The sequence below is a fragment of the Stenotrophomonas maltophilia group sp. vghtpe118 genome (assembly GCF_052605195.1).
The window spans coordinates 3822820-3838042 of record NZ_CP199672.1 but is presented as its reverse complement, the minus strand read 5'-3'; the positions used below and the strand labels follow the sequence as shown (position 1 = coordinate 3838042).

Sequence of the window (15223 nt, the reverse complement as noted above, 5' to 3'; positions counted from 1 at the left end):
ATGGCAACCCGTACCCCCATCGACAGCGACGCCCTGGCCGAGCTGCTCCAGCACGATCCACAGGCTGCGTTCGCACGCGTGCGCGACGCCGCACAGGCCGGGCAGGTCGAGGCGCAGCTGCTGCTCGCGCAGATGCACATGGAAGGTAAAGGCACCGCGCAGGACGCCTCGGCTGCGCTGCTCTGGTACGAAACCGCCGCCAACAACGGCGCGCCGATGGCGATGAACATGCTCGGCCGCTGCCATGAGCTGGGCCAGGGCACCACGCCCGATCCCACGCTGGCCGCGGTGTGGTACCGGCGCGCGGCCGACACCGGGCTGGACTGGGGCCTGTACAACCTGGCCAACCTGCTGGCCACCGGCCGCGGCGTGCCCCAGGACCGCGCGCAGGCACTGGCCCTGTACACCCGTGCCGCGCACCTGGGCCATGCCAAATCGATGAACCTGCTGGCCCGCCACCTTGAAGACGGCCTGGAGATCGAGCGCGATCCGCAGGCCGCCCTGGGCTGGTACCGGCGCGCGGCCGAGACCGGCGATTTCCGCGGCCAGGCCAACTACGCCTCGATCCTGCTGCACGCCGGCCAGGTCGAGCAGGCCGTGCACTGGCTACGGCTCGCCCTGGCGCACGGCAGCCCGGCGTTCATGGCGCACATCGTGCCGGAACTGGCCGCGTCGCCGCATCCGCAGGTGCGCGCCCTGGTCGCACCGCCGTCCCTCTGAGGAGCCCCGCATGCTGCTGCACATCCCCGACATTCTCAGCGCCGACCAGGTGGCCGACTTCCGCCGCCGACTGGATGCCGCCGACTGGACCGATGGCCGCGAGACCGTCGGCCATCTGGGCGCGCAGGCCAAGCACAACCAGCAGCTGCCCGAGGCCTCGCCGCTACGCCGCGAACTGGGCGAGATCATCCTCGTCGCGCTGGCCCGGCACCCGCTGTTCTTCAGCGCCGCGCTGCCACTGAAGTACCTGCCACCGCGCTTCAACCGCTACAGCGGCGGCGGCACCTACGGCTTCCATGTCGATGGCGCGGTGATGAACCTCGCCAATGGTGAACAGCTGCGTTCGGACATCTCCTGCACCCTGTTCCTGTCGGCGCCGGATGAGTACGAGGGCGGCGAACTGATCATCAGCGACACCTACGGCGAGCACGAAGTGAAGCTGCCGGCCGGCGACCTGGTCGTGTATCCGTCCAGCAGCCTGCACCAGGTGCGGCCGGTTACCCGTGGCGCACGCGTGGCTTCTTTCTTCTGGGTGCAGAGCATGATCCGCGACGACGTGCAGCGCCGCCTGTTGTGGGAAATGGATGGCTCGATCGAGCGCCTGCGGCAGACCGGCGGCGACGCCGAGGCGATCCTGCAGCTGACCGGCGTGTACCACAACCTTTTGCGGCGCTGGAGCGAAGTCTGAGCCTTGCCGGGCCGGCCTGCGGCATTTTGGCAATCATTCTCATTTGCAACAGCTAACGGCTCTCATTACAATCACGCCCCGTTGATGCCGGCCGCTGCCGGCAGACCCTTGGGGACCCCTGCGTGCTGCGTCCGCTTCGCCCTCGCCCACTCATCCATCGCAAGATGGGCACCGCCATGCGCGGCCAGCGTCCGGCGCTGGCCAGCCTGCTGGCATGGGTGGCGATGCTGGCGTTGCTGCTGGGCACCCTGCCACTGCTGCCACAGGCCCAGGCCGGAATGGCCATGCAGATGCCGCTGGAAGAGCGCGGTGGCGAAAGCCCCCTGCAGGAAGAGGCGCCGGCCAAGCTGCGCCGCTGTGCCGCCACCCCGGTGAAAGCGGCCGAGCAGGCACACCCGCCGTTGCTGCTGGCCAGCCACTGGCTGCGCACTGAACTCGAACTCGTACCCGCCACGCCGGCCATGCCCGGCGTGCGCCCGGACTGGCCGCTGGCCGCTCCGGACACGCCCTGGGCCGATGCGCCCGGGCGCCGCCAGCAACGCGGCCAGGCGCCGCCGCTCGCCTGATCCACGGCCTGGCGTGACCGCCTGCGCGGTCGCGCCTGCACGCCGCTGTCTGCTTCATCCCTGCCGCCCCTGACCGGGCCTTCCGTGCCTGCCGCGCCCTTCGCGCACGGCATCGCGCCACCCTGCATCCTTCGAGGTAACTGCCATGGCCCAGCGCCATCGTGTCCGTTCGTCCCTGTCCCGTACCCTGCTGACCAGCGCCGTGCTGGCGGCTTTCGCCAGCCCCGCCTTCGCCCACGGTGACGCCGCCGGCGCACCGCAGACGCTGGACAAGGTGGTGGTCACTGCCTCCGGCTTCGAACAGAAGGTGATCGATGCCCCGGCCAGCATCAGCGTGGTCAGCCGCGAGGAACTGAGCAAGCGCCCGTATACCAGCCTGGTCGACGCCCTGCGCGACGTCGAAGGCATCGACGTGGGCCTGGAAGCGACCGACAAGAACGGCCGCGCCACCGTGTCGATGCGCGGCCTGCCGTCCGAGTACACCCTGGTGCTGATCGACGGCCGTCGCCAGAGCAATGTCGGCCAGATCTACCCGAACAACTTCGGTGGCGGCCAGTTCGCCTACCTGCCGCCACTGGAGGCGATCGAACGCATCGAAGTCGTGCGCGGGCCGATGTCCACGCTGTACGGCTCGGACGCGATGGGCGGCGTCATCAACATCATCACCCGCCGCAACCAGGACAGCTGGCACGGCTCGGTGACCCAAGGCTTCACCGTGCAGCAGGACGACCAGTTCGGCGATGCGCGCACCACCGACCTCTACCTCAGCGGCCCACTGCTGAAGGATCGCCTCAGCCTGGCGGTACGCGGCAGCTACTACGATGCCAAGGCCTCGAACCCGGAATGGGATGCACTGACCCTTCCCGACGGTACGCCGTGGGAGCGCAGCATCGGCTTCGGCGGTGGCGGCAAGTCGGTCGCCAACACCAACTGGAACACCGGTGTGCGCCTGGACTTCCGCATCAACGACGATCACGAACTGTGGCTGGACTACGACGTGTCGCGGCAGAAATACGACAACAGCGAAGGCCAGACCGGCACCCTCGACAGCCTGGCCAGCCTGTGGCGCGTCGGCAATGCGATCATTCCCAACCCGAACGGCAGCGGCACCGTCACCCGTCGCGTGGTGCAGCCGCGCGTGGGCTACACCGCCTACCAGCGCTACGAGCGCGATCAGCTGTCGCTGACCCACCAGGGCCGCTACGGCTTCGGCACCTGGCAGACCTCACTGACCCACAGCAAGAGCAACAACCTGGGTCGTTCGCTGCCGCTGACCCTGGACGAGCGTGCCAACCTGCAGACGCTGTGGAATGACGTCTGCCGCCGCACTGGCGCCGCCAACCACTGTGCGGCCAGCCGAGGCAACGCCCTGGCCGCCCTCAACCCGAGTGAGACGGCGCGCCTGCAGGCGTTCCTGCCGCGCCCGCTGCGCAGCATGGAACTGGAAGGCTACGTGCTCGACACGATGCTCGACCTGGACTTCGGCGCGCACAAGCTGACGGTGGGTGGCCAGTACAACAACACTGACATGGTCGACGGTGTGTTTGGCATGGATGGCGCCGGCTACCGCAGCAACGTCAAGCAGAAACACCGCATGTGGGCGCTGTTTGCCGAGGACAACTGGGCGCTGACCGACACCCTCACCGCCACCTTCGGCCTGCGCTACGACGACCACAACGTGTTCGGCAGCCACGTCAGCCCGCGTGGCTACCTGGTGTGGAACGCCAGCGATGCGTGGACCTTCAAGGGCGGCGTCAGCACCGGCTACAAGACCCCGCGACCGGACCAGCTGTTCCCGGGCATCACCGGCTTCGGTGGCCAGGGCGTGCTGCCATTGGTCGGTTCGCCGAACCTGAAGCCTGAAACCAGCACCAACTACGAGCTGGCCGCCTACTACGAGGGCCAGCGCTGGGGCTTCAACGTCACCGGCTTCTTCAACACGTTCGAAGACAAGATCGCCAGCGGCGGCACCTTCCCCAACTGCGAAGTGGCGCGCGCCGGCAGCGGCTACTGCGTGGACATCGGCCCGGGCTGGGCCGCACTGGGCTACAGCACCTTCACCCAGAGCGTGAACATCGACAAGGCTGAAACGCGGGGTGCCGAACTGGCCGCCCACGTCGACCTGCTCGACACCCTGCAGCTGCGCGGCAACTACACCTGGACCAGGAGCGAGCAGACCAGTGGCGCACAGAAGGGGCTGCCGATCAGCGGCACCATGCCGGCAAAACACATGGCCAACGCCAGCCTCAACTGGCAGATCAATGAAGCGGTCAGCCTGTCGCTGATCGGCGAGGGCCGCTACGACCGCTACCGCGACACGCTGCTGGACGCCAACGGCGCCAGCCACACCCGCTACTACGAGGACTACACGATCTTCCATCTCGGTGGCAGCTGGAAGGCCACGCCCTGGCTGACGGTGAACGCACGGGTCAACAACCTGTTCGACAAGGATTTCGTCTCGCAGTCGTGCCTGTTGATCAGCCAGAGCGAGTTCAACTGCGTGGACGACTATGCGACCAAGGACCAGCGCCGCAGCTACTGGATTTCGCTGAACGCGAAGTTCTGATCGCCGCGCCCTGCTCCTGCTCCACGCATGGCGTGGATCCACCGATCGGTAGTGCCGGCCGCTGGCCGGCAACCCGAAATAGCTCCGGGATACAGAACGATACGCAATTGCGAGCTATTCTCATCAATGATGTAATGGGCAGTCCCCGTCCGCCTCGAACCGTGCCGTGAGCCGTCCCGCCCTTTCCACCGTGCAGCAGCAACAGAACCGTGGCTTCTGGCTGCGGACGCTGCACCAGTGGCACTGGATCAGCTCGGCGGTGTGCCTGATCGGCATGCTGCTGTTCGCGGTGACCGGCCTGACTCTCAACCATGCCGCGAAGATCGAGGCCAAGCCCGAGGTGCAGAACCAGCATCTGGAACTGCCGGCCGCGCTGCTGGGCCAGCTGGGCACGCGCGAGGACGGCAACGCGCCGATTCCGCGCCCGGCCCGGCACTGGCTGGACACGCAGCTGGGCATCGCCATCGGTGGCCGCCCGGCCGAGTGGTCGGCCGAGGAGATCTACCTGTCGCTGCCGCGCCCCGGTGGCGACGCCTGGCTGAGCATCGACCGCGAAACCGGCGCGGTGGAGTACGAATCGACCTCGCGCGGCGTGGTCTCCTACCTCAACGACCTGCACAAGGGCCGCAACGCAGGCCCCGCATGGGGCTGGTTCCTGGACCTGTTCGCCGTGGCCTGCCTGGTGTTCTGCATCACCGGCCTGTTCCTGCTGCACCTGCATGCGCGGCAACGGCGCATGACCTGGCCGCTGGTCGGCCTCGGCCTGATGATCCCGCTGTTGATCGCCCTGCTGCTGATCCACTGACTTCCACCGTGAATTCCATCCGTTCCTCCGGAGCCGCCCCATGCGCGTCACCCTGACCATCGCCCTCAGCGGCCTGCTGGCCACCTCGCCGGCCTATGCCACCACCCTCGACATCAACGTCGAAGTGCCCAAGCTCAACGTGGCCGAGTACCACCGCCCGTATGTGGCGGTGTGGCTGGAAGGCGCCGACCAGAAGGTCGCGGCCAACCTGTCGGTCTGGTACCAGCAGACCAGCAACAGCGAGGGCCACGGCACCAAGTGGCTGCCCGACCTGCGCCAGTGGTGGCGCAAGAGTGGCCGTACCCTGCAGGTGCCGGTGGACGGCGTGACCGGCCCGACCCGCCCGGCCGGCAAGCACACACTGTCGTTCAGCGACAGGCAGCCGGCACTGAAGCAGCTGGCCCCGGGCAACTACACCCTGGTGGTGGAGGCGGTGCGCGAAGTCGGCGGCCGCGAACTGCTGAAGATCCCCTTCACCTGGCCGGCCACCGCCGCGCAGAGCGGCAAGGCGCAGGGCGCCACCGAACTGGGTCAGGTCACCCTGTCCGTCAAACCCTGAAAAGGGGACGGAGGGGATTAAGTCGTAATCCCCTTCTCCTTGCCGCATCACCCCGCATCCACTGGAGTCTTCCGCATGAAGCGCACGCTCGTCCTCGCCGCCGCCCTGGCCGCTGCCCTTCCCTTCTCCGCCCTGGCCCACAAGGCCTGGCTGCTGCCCTCGCAGACCGTGATCGCCGGCAACGCACCGTGGATCACCGTCGACGGTGCGGTCTCCAACGACCTGTTCTACTTCAACCACGTGCCGCTGCGACTGGAATCGCTGGTGATCACCGCGCCGGACGGCAGCACCGTGCAGCCGCAGAACGCGACCACCGGCAAGTACCGCAGCGTGTTCGACATCGAACTGAAGCAGGCGGGCACCTACCGCATCGCCTCGGTCAATGACGGCCTGTTCGCCACCTACGAGCAGAACGGCGAGCGCAAGCGCTGGCGCGGCAGCGTGGCGACCCTTGGCGAACTGCCCAAGGACGCGAAGAAGCTGGAACTGAGCCAGTCGATCGGCCGCGTGGAGACCTTCGTCACCAACGGTGCACCGAACGATACCGCGCTGAAGCCGACCAACCGGGGTATCGAGCTGGTCGCTGTCGGCCACCCGAACGACCTGTTCGCCGGCGAGGAAGCCACCTTCCGCGTGCTGGTCGATGGCAAGCCGACCGCTGGCCTGGAGTTCGAGATCGTGCGGGGCGCCACCCGCTACCGCAACGCACAGGACGAACTGAAGCTCACCAGCGACGCCAAGGGCGAGATCAAGGTGACCTGGCCGGAAGCCGGCATGTACTGGCTGGAAACCGGCACCGAAGACAACAAGACCTCGGTGAAGCAGGCCGCCAAGCGCCGCCTGAGCTACGTCGCCACGCTGGAAGTGCTGCCGCAGTGATGTGGACCACGATGCCGGGCACACCCCGGCATCGCCGCCACGACGCATCACCATGACTGATCCCCAGCTCGACATCGCCCGCCTCGGCGGCACCACCATGGGCACCACCTGGAGCGTGTCGCTGGTCGCGCCGCGCCAGCGCGACCTGCATCCACTGCATGCCGGCATCCAGGCGCGGCTGGATGCGGTGGTGGCGCAGATGAGCACATGGGAGCCCGGCTCGAACCTGAGTCGCTACAACCGCGCCAACGCTGGCCAATGGTGCGTGCTGCCGGCCGAGACCCGCCACGTTCTGGCCTGCGCACACGCCATCGCTGCCGCCAGTGACGGCGCCTTTGACCCCACCATCGGTCCGCTGGTTGCGCTGTGGGGCTTCGGTGCACACGCCGGCGAACGCCGCCCGCCCGACGACGCTACCCTGCAGGCCACGCGTGAGCGTTGCGGTTGGCGGCGCCTGCAGTGGCAGGGCGATGCGCTGCTGCAACCGGGTGGACTGGAACTGGATCTCTCGGCGATCGCCAAGGGCTTCGGCGTCGATCACGTTACGGCTTGGCTGCGTGAGCAAGGCATTGCGGCAGCGCTGATTGAAGTCGGCGGCGAGCTGGCCGGCTACGGCCGCAAACCGGATGGCCATCCCTGGCGCGTGCTGGTGGAATCCGCACCCGAAGAAGACGCGCACAGCGAAACACCACTGCGGGTGCTGGCGTTGGATGGCAAGGCGGTCGCCACCTCCGGCGATCGCTGGCATCAGTACCAGGCCGATGGCGAGGTCTACAGCCACAGCCTCGACCCGCGCAGCGGCAGGCCGGTGCGCCAGGTCGCCGCAGCGGTCACCGTGGTGGCAGACGACGCGATGCATGCTGATGCCTGGGCCACCGCACTGACCGTCCTTGGTCGCGAACAGGGCATGGCACTGGCCGAGCGCGAAGGCCTGGCTGCACGCTACCTGCAGCGTGCAGCGGACGGCGCGCGGGAGTTCCTTAGCAGCGCCTTCCAGCGCCTGCTCGACGAGCAGGATGCATGAGCACCCGGCCGTCACGCGCCTGGCTCGGCAACGCCCTGGTCCTGCTTCTGCTGGCGCTGATCGGTTCGGCGTTGCTGCGCCTGCATCTCGGCGAAGCCTGGTGGCAGGGCGCGCCACCGGCGCGGCAGTCGCAGATCGCGGTGCTCGCTACGGCGTTGTATGCGCTGACCTGCGCCGCACTGTGGTGGCGTGGGCGCCCGCGCGACGATGCCGCCTCCGCTGACACCGCGCCGATCCTGCTGGTCTGGTCCAGCCAGACCGGTTTTGCCCGCGACCTGGCCGAACGCAGTGCCGAGGCATTGCGTGGTGCCGGCGTGCCGGTGCGCGTGCGCGGTCTGCACGAAGTCGACGCCGCCTTGCTGGCCAGCAGCCAGCGTGCATTGTTCATCGCCAGCACCACCGGCGAAGGCGATCCACCTGACCACGCGCTGCCGTTCCTGCGCGATGTCATGGTCTCGCCGCCTTCACTGCAGCACCTGCACTACGGCGTGCTCGCACTGGGCGACCGCAGCTACGGTCACTTCTGCGGATTCGGCCACCAGCTTGACCAATGGCTGCGCCAGCACGGCGCGCATCCGCTGTTCGATGCGATCGAGGTCGACAACGCCGATCCGGCAGCGCTTCGTCATTGGCAACAGCTGCTGGGACAACTCGGCGGCGGCGCCAGTGAACTGCCCGACTGGAGCCCGGCCGAATACCAGCCGTGGACGCTGCTGCAGCGCGAACATCTGAACCCGGGCAGCCCCGGCGGTCCAGTGTATTGGTTGCGCCTGCGGCCACCGGCCGGCGCAGATGTGCAGTGGCAGGCCGGCGACATCGCCGAGATCGGCCCGCAACATGCCCGCGCCAACGCGCGCGCCTGGCTGCACGCGCAGGGCTTCGATGCGGACACCGTGCTGGAGGACGGGCAGACCTTGCTGGCGCGCGTCGCGCGCTCGCACCTGCCCTCGCTGGTTCCGCCGGGTGACCTGCCCGCATTGCTGGCGACCCTGCAGCCGCTGCCGCATCGTGAGTACTCGATCGCCTCGGTGATGGCCGACGGCGCGGTGGAGCTGCTGCTGCGCCGCCAGCTGCGCGCCGACGGCACGCCCGGCATCGGCAGCGGCTGGCTGTGCGACCACGTGGCCATCGGCGAGCCGGTGCAGCTGCGCCTGCGCCGCAATGACAATTTCCATGGCGTGCCCGCCGATGTGCCGCTGCTGCTGATCGGCAACGGCACCGGCATCGCCGGCCTGCGCGCCCACCTGCACGAACGTGCCCAGCAGGGCGCACGCCGCACCTGGCTGCTGTTCGGTGAGCGCACCGCCGCACACGACTTCCATTTCGGCGACGAGCTGCAGGCAATGCTGGCGAGCGGAACGCTGGCGCGGCTGGATGCTGTGTTCAGCCGCGATGGCGGTGCGCATCGCTACGTGCAGGACCGGCTGCTGGCCGAAGCAACAACGCTGCGGCAGTGGGTGGATGACGGCGCGACGATCCTGGTCTGCGGCAGCCTGCAGGGCATGGCCCCGGCCGTGGATGGGGTGATCGAGCAGGTGCTGGGTGCCGCAGGCAAGGAAGCGCTGCTGCTGGCCGGTCGTTACCGGCGCGATGTGTATTGAGGTTGCCCCATCCACGCATGGCGTGGATCTACAGCGGGTTCGAGCCGCCTTCTGGTGGGTGCGAACCTTGGTTCGCACCATGACGCGGTGTCGGTGGCCCCATCCACGCATGACGTGGATCTACTGAACGGCGTCAATGCGTGCGAACCGCCTCCTGGTGGGTGCGAACCTTGGTTCGCATCATGGCGCGGTGTCGGTGGCCCCATCCACGCATGGCGTGGATCTACTGAACGGCGTCGATGCGTGCGAACTGCCCCTTGGTGGGTGCGAACCTTGGTTCGCACCATGGCGCGGTGTCGGTGGCCCCATCCACGCATGGCGTGGATCTACTGAACGGCGTCAATGCGTGCGAACCTTGGTTCGCACCATGGCGCGATGTCGGAGGCCCCATCCACGCATGGCGTGGATCTACTGAACGGCGTCAATGCGTGCGAACTGCCTCCTGATGGGTGCGAACCTTGGTTCGCACCATGACGCGGTGTCGGTGGCGCCATCCACGCATGGCGTGGATCTACTGAACGGCGTGTCCGGGCAGCGTGGCAATCGCACACCCGTAGATCCACGCCATGCGTGGATAGCGCCCACCGGCGCCGAGGAATCATCCCGCCGCCGCACTGACCCGGATCGCCAGCAACTCGCCCCCGCCCTGCAACGCATGCCTTTGCCGTTCACCGGCCGCCAACCACGCGGTATCGCCAGCGTGCATCGGCGGCAGACCGCTGTCAGCCCCAAATTCGGCATGACCGGCCAACAGGTAAAGCGCCCAGGCCACGCCTGGTTCGCAGAAGAAGAACATCGAGCCCACCAGCGGCCGATGCAGGAGTTCGGCCTGCAGCAGGTCGCGCTTCCACATCAGGTTGAAGTCGTGGGTGGTGCCGTCGACCAGTTCGCCGTGCAGCGTTTCCTCGCCCGCAAAGCGCACGCGCCCATGCGGCGGCAGGACTTCGGCCACGCGGCCATCCTCGAAGCGCAGGCGCACGCCATTGCCCTGCAGCAGCACCAGCTCGCGCTCCACGCCGGGAAACGCGGAGAACGCCGCGTCCAGCTCGATCTCGGCCACCGACAGGCGCAGCGCCCAGTCGTCGCCCTGCGCAGGCAGGCGCAGGATCTCGCGCGTCCAGCCCAGGCCGTTGCGCCAGCGTTCGCGGCGGTAGTCCAGGCGGGAGATGACCTGGCTCGGAGTGTGCAGCAGGGAGTCGACGTTCATCGGCGCATTGCATCACGCCGCGCGCCATCGTGCATCATCGCGTGGCCAGCGTGCCCTGGCCGCCGCACCCGCCGGCCAGCAGCTGCGAGTGTTTCAACCAGTCCTGGTCGGGGTAATAGGCGAACACCATCGTGCCGCCACGCAACGCATCGATCAGTGGCTTGGCCACCGACAGGCGCACCGCCGGACAGCCCAGGCTGCGGCCCAGCCGCCCCTGCAGCTGCGCGGTGGCCGGGTTCACATATGGCGCGCCGTGGATGACGATCGCGCGTTCGCGCGCGCGGTCATTGAAGCCTGGTTCCAGCCCGGCCAGGCGCAGCGAATACCCGTTGCCGCCCATGTAGGTCTCCTGCGCGGTGAACGCGCCGAGGCTGGACATGAAACTGCCATCGCGGTTGGAGAAGTGCTCGGTGCGGTTCTCGCCGCTGTTGCGGCCATGCGCCACCCATTCCTCGAACAGCAGGCGCTGGTGGGCCAGGTCGAACACCCACAGGCGCGGCTCGGTGGACGGCCGCGAGTAATCGATAACGCTCAGTCGATCACCGTTGATGCCAAGCTCCGGCCGCTGCAACGCACAGCGCATGGCGTGCGCCGCCAGCTGCAACACGTGGCGGTCGGCCTTGGGCGCACTGCGCGACAGCAAGGCAGCCAGATCATCGGCACTGGTGGCGAGGGCGGGCGTCTGTGCCAGCGCCGGGGCGCTGGCCGAGGTCGCCAGCAGGCCGAACGCGGCCAGCCGGTACAGGCGGGATGCAGTCATGGGCACAACGAAGGGACTCAGTTGCCCTTGAGGGTGGACCCTGGCGGCTCGGATTCCAAGACCGGCTGCATTCCGGATTCAGCCGGGCTTGGGCGGACCGCCGGCAGCGAGGTCACCAGCAGGGTCGTGCCTGGCACCAGCACCCGGTACAGCTGGCGGGCGAACTCGGCCGGCAGCGCCATCGGCAGCGAGGGGGTGGCCAGCAGGTCCGGCGTGGCCTGGGCACGGTCCTGGCCCAGCAACGGGTAGGCCGTCCACTGGTGCAGGCGCTGGTTCGCGTCCAGCGGGCTGGGCGTATCGCTGTAACCCTGCCCCATCACGAACAGGGTGGTGCCCTGGAAGGCCGGCAGCGCGTCGGCCTTCAGCGGCGACTCGCCGATCATCACGCCATCGCGCAGCACGTACAGGCGCTGGTCATGCAGGCTGACCAGGATGCCGACCTGCCCGGCCGGCGCCGCGCTGTCGTTCCACCAGGCCTGTGCCGACGCCCCACCCTCCGTCTCCGGCAGGGCCTGGCCGCGTGCATTGACCGGCGCCAGCACTGACGGATAGGCCAGGGTCATCGGCGAGCTCTTGGCATCGGCCACCACGACGGTATCGCCACGCTGGGTTTCGCTGAACAGCTTCTGCGCGAAGGCCTGCGGCAGGCGCACGCAACCGTGCGAGGCCGGATGCCCGGGCAGGCTGCCGCCATGCAGGGCGATGCCATCCCAGGTCAGCCGCTGCATGTACGGCATCGGCGCGCTGTTGTAGAGGTTGGACCTGTGGTCCTTGTCCTTCTGCAGGATGGTGAACACGCCGGTCGGTGTCTCGTGCCCGGCCTTGCCCGAGCTGATCGTGGTCAGGCCGATGGCAATACCGTTGCGGTAGACGTAGGCACGCTGCTCATCGAGGCTGACCACCAGCACGATCGGGCCGGTCGGCGAGATTTCCGGATGCCACAGGTATTCGCCCGGCTTCAGGTCGGTCGGCCCGCGCACCTCGGCGGTGCCGGCGGTGGCAGCTGCGGGCTTGGCAGCCGGTGTCGTCGCAGCGGCATGGGCCAGCAGCGGCAGGGCCAGTGCAAGGGCGAGCATCAGGGTCGTGGGGCGGTGCGGAAGCATCCAGCGGGGGTCCTTTCCATGCAGAGCGGCCAACGTACACCATCGGCCCGTGGTGGCCGCGGCAAAACCAGGCGCCGGAAATGAAACTGCCCGGCGACACAGCCATGTGTCGTACCGGGCAATCGTTACGTCCTTGTCGGCCTGCTGCCGCCCCCTCGCATCCTGCGCTGTGGGGGTAGCGTTGCATCCTGCACGCGGCCGCGTCTGTCCTGTTTGTATCTCAGCCCCTTCCACAGGTCTGTGATGCCACCATCCTGGTGATTGGTGCCGCGTCCTGCGGCGGTCGGTGGTCACGGCCTTCCTGTCCGCGACCGGTGAACCAGCCTCCTGCCGGTTCCGACGATTCCTGCTGTCAGCGCCTGGGTACGGTCCGCACCGGTACCGATCCGGGTACCGGATCCGCCGGCAACAACCTGTTGCCTACGGTGATCCGCTGTCGATTCCGTTCGACGATCGCTTTCCCTATCCCCTTCACCTGCGCCAGGTCCTCGACGCGATGAAACGGGCCGTGTCTGCGCCGGTGCTCGACGATCGCCTCGGCCTTGGCGGCCCCGACCATCGTCAATCCCTGCTGCAGCGCCTGGGCATCGGCGCGGTTGATGTCGATCGGTTCGGCGGCATGCGCCCCAGCGATCCCCACTACCAGCACCAGTGCCCTCAACACGACACTCCAAGGCACGACGTGTATCTCCCTGTGATTCTGGCCGCCCCGACCGGCAATCCCGTCGGCAGGAACAGTGTCCGTCACCACATGTGCACAGCCTATCGGTTTCCCGGATTTCCGTAAGCCAGCCAAATACCCGACGTGATGTAGGAAAAACCCTACCCGTGGCACAGGCGTAGAATGGCCGGATCAGCCCATGCAACCGGAGTTTCAGATGGACAGCGCCAAGCTCGGCCAATTCGTCAATGACAAGTGGGACAGCGAAATCGTCCCGCAGTTGGTCGACTACATCCGCATTCCCAACAAGTCGCCGATGTTCGACGCCAATTGGGTGCAGAACGGCTATATGGAACAGGCGGTCACCCTGATGGAGAACTGGGCCAGGGCCCAGCAGCTGCCCGGCCTGAAGGTTGAAGTGGTGCGCCTGGAAGGCCGTACGCCGCTGATCTTCCTGGAAATTCCAGCGACCGGCGCCGAAACCGGCGACGACACCATCCTGCTCTACGGCCATCTGGACAAGCAGCCGGAAATGACTGGCTGGGATGACGATCTCGGCCCGTGGACGCCGGTCCTTCGCGGCGACAAGCTGTATGGCCGCGGCGGTGCGGACGACGGCTACGCCATCTTCGGCTCGCTGGCCGCCGTGCTGGCGCTGCAGGCCCAAGGCCTGCCGCACGCCCGCTGCGTGGTGCTGATCGAGGCCTGCGAAGAGTCCGGCAGCTACGACCTGCCGGCCTACGTCGACCACCTGGCCGAGCGGATCGGCAAGCCCTCGCTGGTGGTCTGCCTGGATTCGGGCTGCGCCAACTACGACCAGCTGTGGTGCACCACCTCGCTGCGCGGCCTGACCGGCGGCAACTTCACCGTGAAGGTGCTCAACGAAGGCGTGCATTCCGGCGATGCCTCCGGCGTGGTGCCGTCCAGCTTCCGCCTGCTGCGCCAGCTGCTGTCGCGCATCGAGGACCAGGACACCGGCCGTATCCTGATCGACGGCATGAACGTGGAAATTCCGGCCGAACGGCTGGAACAGGCCAGGCGCGCGGCCGAAGTGGTGGATACCGAGATCTTCGAGAAGTTCCCCATGGTCGACGGCCTGCGTCCGATGAACGAGGACCTGACCGAGCTGGTGCTCAACCGCACCTGGCGCCCGGCGCTGTCGGTCACCGGCGTGGGCGGCATGCCGCCGCTGGAATCGGCCGGCAACGTGCTGCGCCCGCAGACCTCGGTGAAGCTGTCGCTGCGCCTGCCGCCGACCGCCGATGGCAAGGCCTGCGGCGAGCTGCTGAAGGAAGCGCTGCTGCGCGACCCGCCGAACGGCGCGCAGGTCACCCTGGACCTGGAAAAGGCCTCCACTGGCTGGAACGCCCCGGCCATGGCGCCGTGGCTGACCCAGGCCATCGACGATGCCAGCCAGGCCTTCTTCGGCAAGCCGGCAATGTACATGGGCGAAGGCGGCTCGATCCCGTTCATGGGCATGCTCGGTGAGAAGTTCCCGGGTGCGCAGTTCATGATCACCGGCGTGCTCGGCCCGCACTCCAATGCGCACGGCCCGAACGAGTTCCTGCACATCCCGATGGGCAAGAAGGTCACCGCCTGCGTGTCCAAGGTGATCAGCGAGCACTACGCCGCCAGCCTGCGTGGCGAGACCAGCGGTTCGCCGGTGGCTGCCGACAGCGGCACCCGCCACGGCGACCACGGCTGCTGCTGATCCGGCACCGGTGACGGACGCAGCCTGGCCTTGCTAGGCTGCGTCCACACTCAAGCGGAATCCGCGCGCATGAATGGTCTGTTCGGCAGCAGCAGCTGGTTGTACATCCTGCTGGTCGGCTTCTTCGTCGGCCTGCTCGGGCGTTTCTTCATGCCCGGCAACAACCGCATGGGCTGCCTGCTGACCATCGTGCTGGGCATCCTCGGTGCACTGCTGGCCGGTTGGTTCGGCCAGTACATGGGCTGGTACGCCCCCGGCGAACCGGCCGGTTTCCTCGGTGCGGTGGTGGGCGCGGTGGCCGTGCTGGCCGTCCTGCGCCTGTTCAGCGACCGCCGCTGACCCCGTCCCTCCTTCCCCTCCTGTTCCCGACGTT

Annotated in this window: 15 protein-coding genes; 11 read left to right on the top strand and 4 right to left on the bottom strand. The window is 67.9% G+C overall.

Going from position 1 to position 15223, the window contains the following annotated elements:
* The 9 genes from ACUDTM_RS17565 (at position 1) to ACUDTM_RS17525 (ending at position 9408) form a co-directional block, all read left to right on the top strand.
* Complete coding sequence (locus ACUDTM_RS17565) at positions 1-720, top strand: tetratricopeptide repeat protein (protein WP_072168620.1); 720 nt, start codon at positions 1-3, stop codon at positions 718-720.
* Between the two features lie 10 nt (positions 721-730).
* Complete coding sequence (locus tag ACUDTM_RS17560; protein WP_069139012.1) at positions 731-1408, top strand: Fe2+-dependent dioxygenase; 678 nt, start codon at positions 731-733, stop codon at positions 1406-1408.
* 164 nt (positions 1409-1572) lie between these two features.
* A complete protein-coding gene (locus ACUDTM_RS17555; RefSeq protein WP_053496847.1) occupies positions 1573-1974 on the top strand; it encodes a hypothetical protein in 402 nt (133 codons plus the stop codon).
* 145 nt (positions 1975-2119) lie between these two features.
* Entirely contained in the window at positions 2120-4540 is a 2421-nt protein-coding gene (locus ACUDTM_RS17550) for a TonB-dependent receptor domain-containing protein (RefSeq protein WP_445391432.1), read from the top strand.
* 166 nt (positions 4541-4706) lie between these two features.
* A complete protein-coding gene (locus ACUDTM_RS17545; RefSeq protein WP_069139011.1) occupies positions 4707-5345 on the top strand; it encodes a PepSY-associated TM helix domain-containing protein in 639 nt (212 codons plus the stop codon).
* Between the two features lie 40 nt (positions 5346-5385).
* Positions 5386-5904 carry a DUF2271 domain-containing protein gene (locus ACUDTM_RS17540; RefSeq protein WP_151355064.1) on the top strand — a complete coding sequence of 173 codons (519 nt, stop codon included), beginning with the start codon at positions 5386-5388 and terminating at the stop codon, positions 5902-5904.
* A 75-nt stretch (positions 5905-5979) separates the two neighbouring features.
* Entirely contained in the window at positions 5980-6783 is an 804-nt protein-coding gene (locus ACUDTM_RS17535; RefSeq protein WP_088496718.1) for a DUF4198 domain-containing protein, read from the top strand.
* A gap of 52 nt (positions 6784-6835) precedes the next feature.
* On the top strand, positions 6836-7807 hold the full coding sequence (locus ACUDTM_RS17530) for an FAD:protein FMN transferase (RefSeq protein WP_111007906.1): 972 nt from the start codon (positions 6836-6838) through the stop codon (positions 7805-7807).
* Positions 7804-9408 (top strand): sulfite reductase subunit alpha, encoded by a 1605-nt coding sequence (locus ACUDTM_RS17525; RefSeq protein WP_445391431.1) that lies wholly within the window; start codon positions 7804-7806, stop codon positions 9406-9408. The genes ACUDTM_RS17530 and ACUDTM_RS17525 overlap by 4 nt, the downstream gene beginning before the upstream one ends.
* Before the next feature lie 598 nt (positions 9409-10006).
* Here the strand turns inward: ACUDTM_RS17525 and ACUDTM_RS17520 are convergent.
* From ACUDTM_RS17520 to ACUDTM_RS17505, 4 genes are all read right to left on the bottom strand, one after another.
* Positions 10007-10615, bottom strand: a complete 609-nt coding sequence (locus ACUDTM_RS17520) for a HutD/Ves family protein (RefSeq protein ID WP_088496716.1) — start codon at positions 10613-10615, stop codon at positions 10007-10009.
* Positions 10616-10649: 34 nt separating this feature from the next.
* On the bottom strand, positions 10650-11375 hold the full coding sequence (locus tag ACUDTM_RS17515; RefSeq protein WP_188241207.1) for a murein L,D-transpeptidase catalytic domain family protein: 726 nt from the start codon (positions 11373-11375) through the stop codon (positions 10650-10652).
* A 17-nt stretch (positions 11376-11392) separates the two neighbouring features.
* Positions 11393-12478 (bottom strand): L,D-transpeptidase, encoded by a 1086-nt coding sequence (locus tag ACUDTM_RS17510; RefSeq protein ID WP_061479234.1) that lies wholly within the window; start codon positions 12476-12478, stop codon positions 11393-11395.
* Between the two features lie 352 nt (positions 12479-12830).
* Positions 12831-13157: a ComEA family DNA-binding protein gene (locus ACUDTM_RS17505; protein WP_032953992.1), complete on the bottom strand. Its 327-nt coding sequence runs from the start codon at positions 13155-13157 to the stop codon at positions 12831-12833.
* 199 nt (positions 13158-13356) lie between these two features.
* Here ACUDTM_RS17505 and ACUDTM_RS17500 point away from each other — a divergent pair, with 199 nt between their 5' ends.
* Both ACUDTM_RS17500 and ACUDTM_RS17495 read left to right on the top strand, forming a co-directional pair.
* Positions 13357-14850 carry a M20 family metallopeptidase gene (locus ACUDTM_RS17500; protein WP_072168610.1) on the top strand — a complete coding sequence of 498 codons (1494 nt, stop codon included), beginning with the start codon at positions 13357-13359 and terminating at the stop codon, positions 14848-14850.
* A gap of 69 nt (positions 14851-14919) precedes the next feature.
* Positions 14920-15189, top strand: a complete 270-nt coding sequence (locus ACUDTM_RS17495) for a GlsB/YeaQ/YmgE family stress response membrane protein (RefSeq protein ID WP_445391430.1) — start codon at positions 14920-14922, stop codon at positions 15187-15189.
* The last annotated feature ends 34 nt before the right edge of the window (positions 15190-15223 follow it).

Excerpts from the sequence above, each read along its gene's own strand:
- ACUDTM_RS17510 (WP_061479234.1), bottom strand. The coding sequence starts at position 12,478 with ATGCTTCCGCACCGCCCCACGACCCTGATGCTCGCCCTTGCACTGGCC.
- ACUDTM_RS17525 (WP_445391431.1), top strand. The coding sequence starts at position 7,804 with ATGAGCACCCGGCCGTCACGCGCCTGGCTCGGCAACGCCCTGGTCCTG.
- ACUDTM_RS17535 (WP_088496718.1), top strand. The coding sequence starts at position 5,980 with ATGAAGCGCACGCTCGTCCTCGCCGCCGCCCTGGCCGCTGCCCTTCCC.
- ACUDTM_RS17530 (WP_111007906.1), top strand. The coding sequence starts at position 6,836 with ATGACTGATCCCCAGCTCGACATCGCCCGCCTCGGCGGCACCACCATG.
- ACUDTM_RS17495 (WP_445391430.1), top strand. The coding sequence starts at position 14,920 with ATGAATGGTCTGTTCGGCAGCAGCAGCTGGTTGTACATCCTGCTGGTC.
- ACUDTM_RS17550 (WP_445391432.1), top strand. The coding sequence starts at position 2,120 with ATGGCCCAGCGCCATCGTGTCCGTTCGTCCCTGTCCCGTACCCTGCTG.
- ACUDTM_RS17540 (WP_151355064.1), top strand. The coding sequence starts at position 5,386 with ATGCGCGTCACCCTGACCATCGCCCTCAGCGGCCTGCTGGCCACCTCG.
- ACUDTM_RS17565 (WP_072168620.1), top strand. The coding sequence starts at position 1 with ATGGCAACCCGTACCCCCATCGACAGCGACGCCCTGGCCGAGCTGCTC.
- ACUDTM_RS17520 (WP_088496716.1), bottom strand. The coding sequence starts at position 10,615 with ATGAACGTCGACTCCCTGCTGCACACTCCGAGCCAGGTCATCTCCCGC.
- ACUDTM_RS17555 (WP_053496847.1), top strand. The coding sequence starts at position 1,573 with ATGGGCACCGCCATGCGCGGCCAGCGTCCGGCGCTGGCCAGCCTGCTG.
- ACUDTM_RS17500 (WP_072168610.1), top strand. The coding sequence starts at position 13,357 with ATGGACAGCGCCAAGCTCGGCCAATTCGTCAATGACAAGTGGGACAGC.
- ACUDTM_RS17560 (WP_069139012.1), top strand. The coding sequence starts at position 731 with ATGCTGCTGCACATCCCCGACATTCTCAGCGCCGACCAGGTGGCCGAC.
- ACUDTM_RS17515 (WP_188241207.1), bottom strand. The coding sequence starts at position 11,375 with ATGACTGCATCCCGCCTGTACCGGCTGGCCGCGTTCGGCCTGCTGGCG.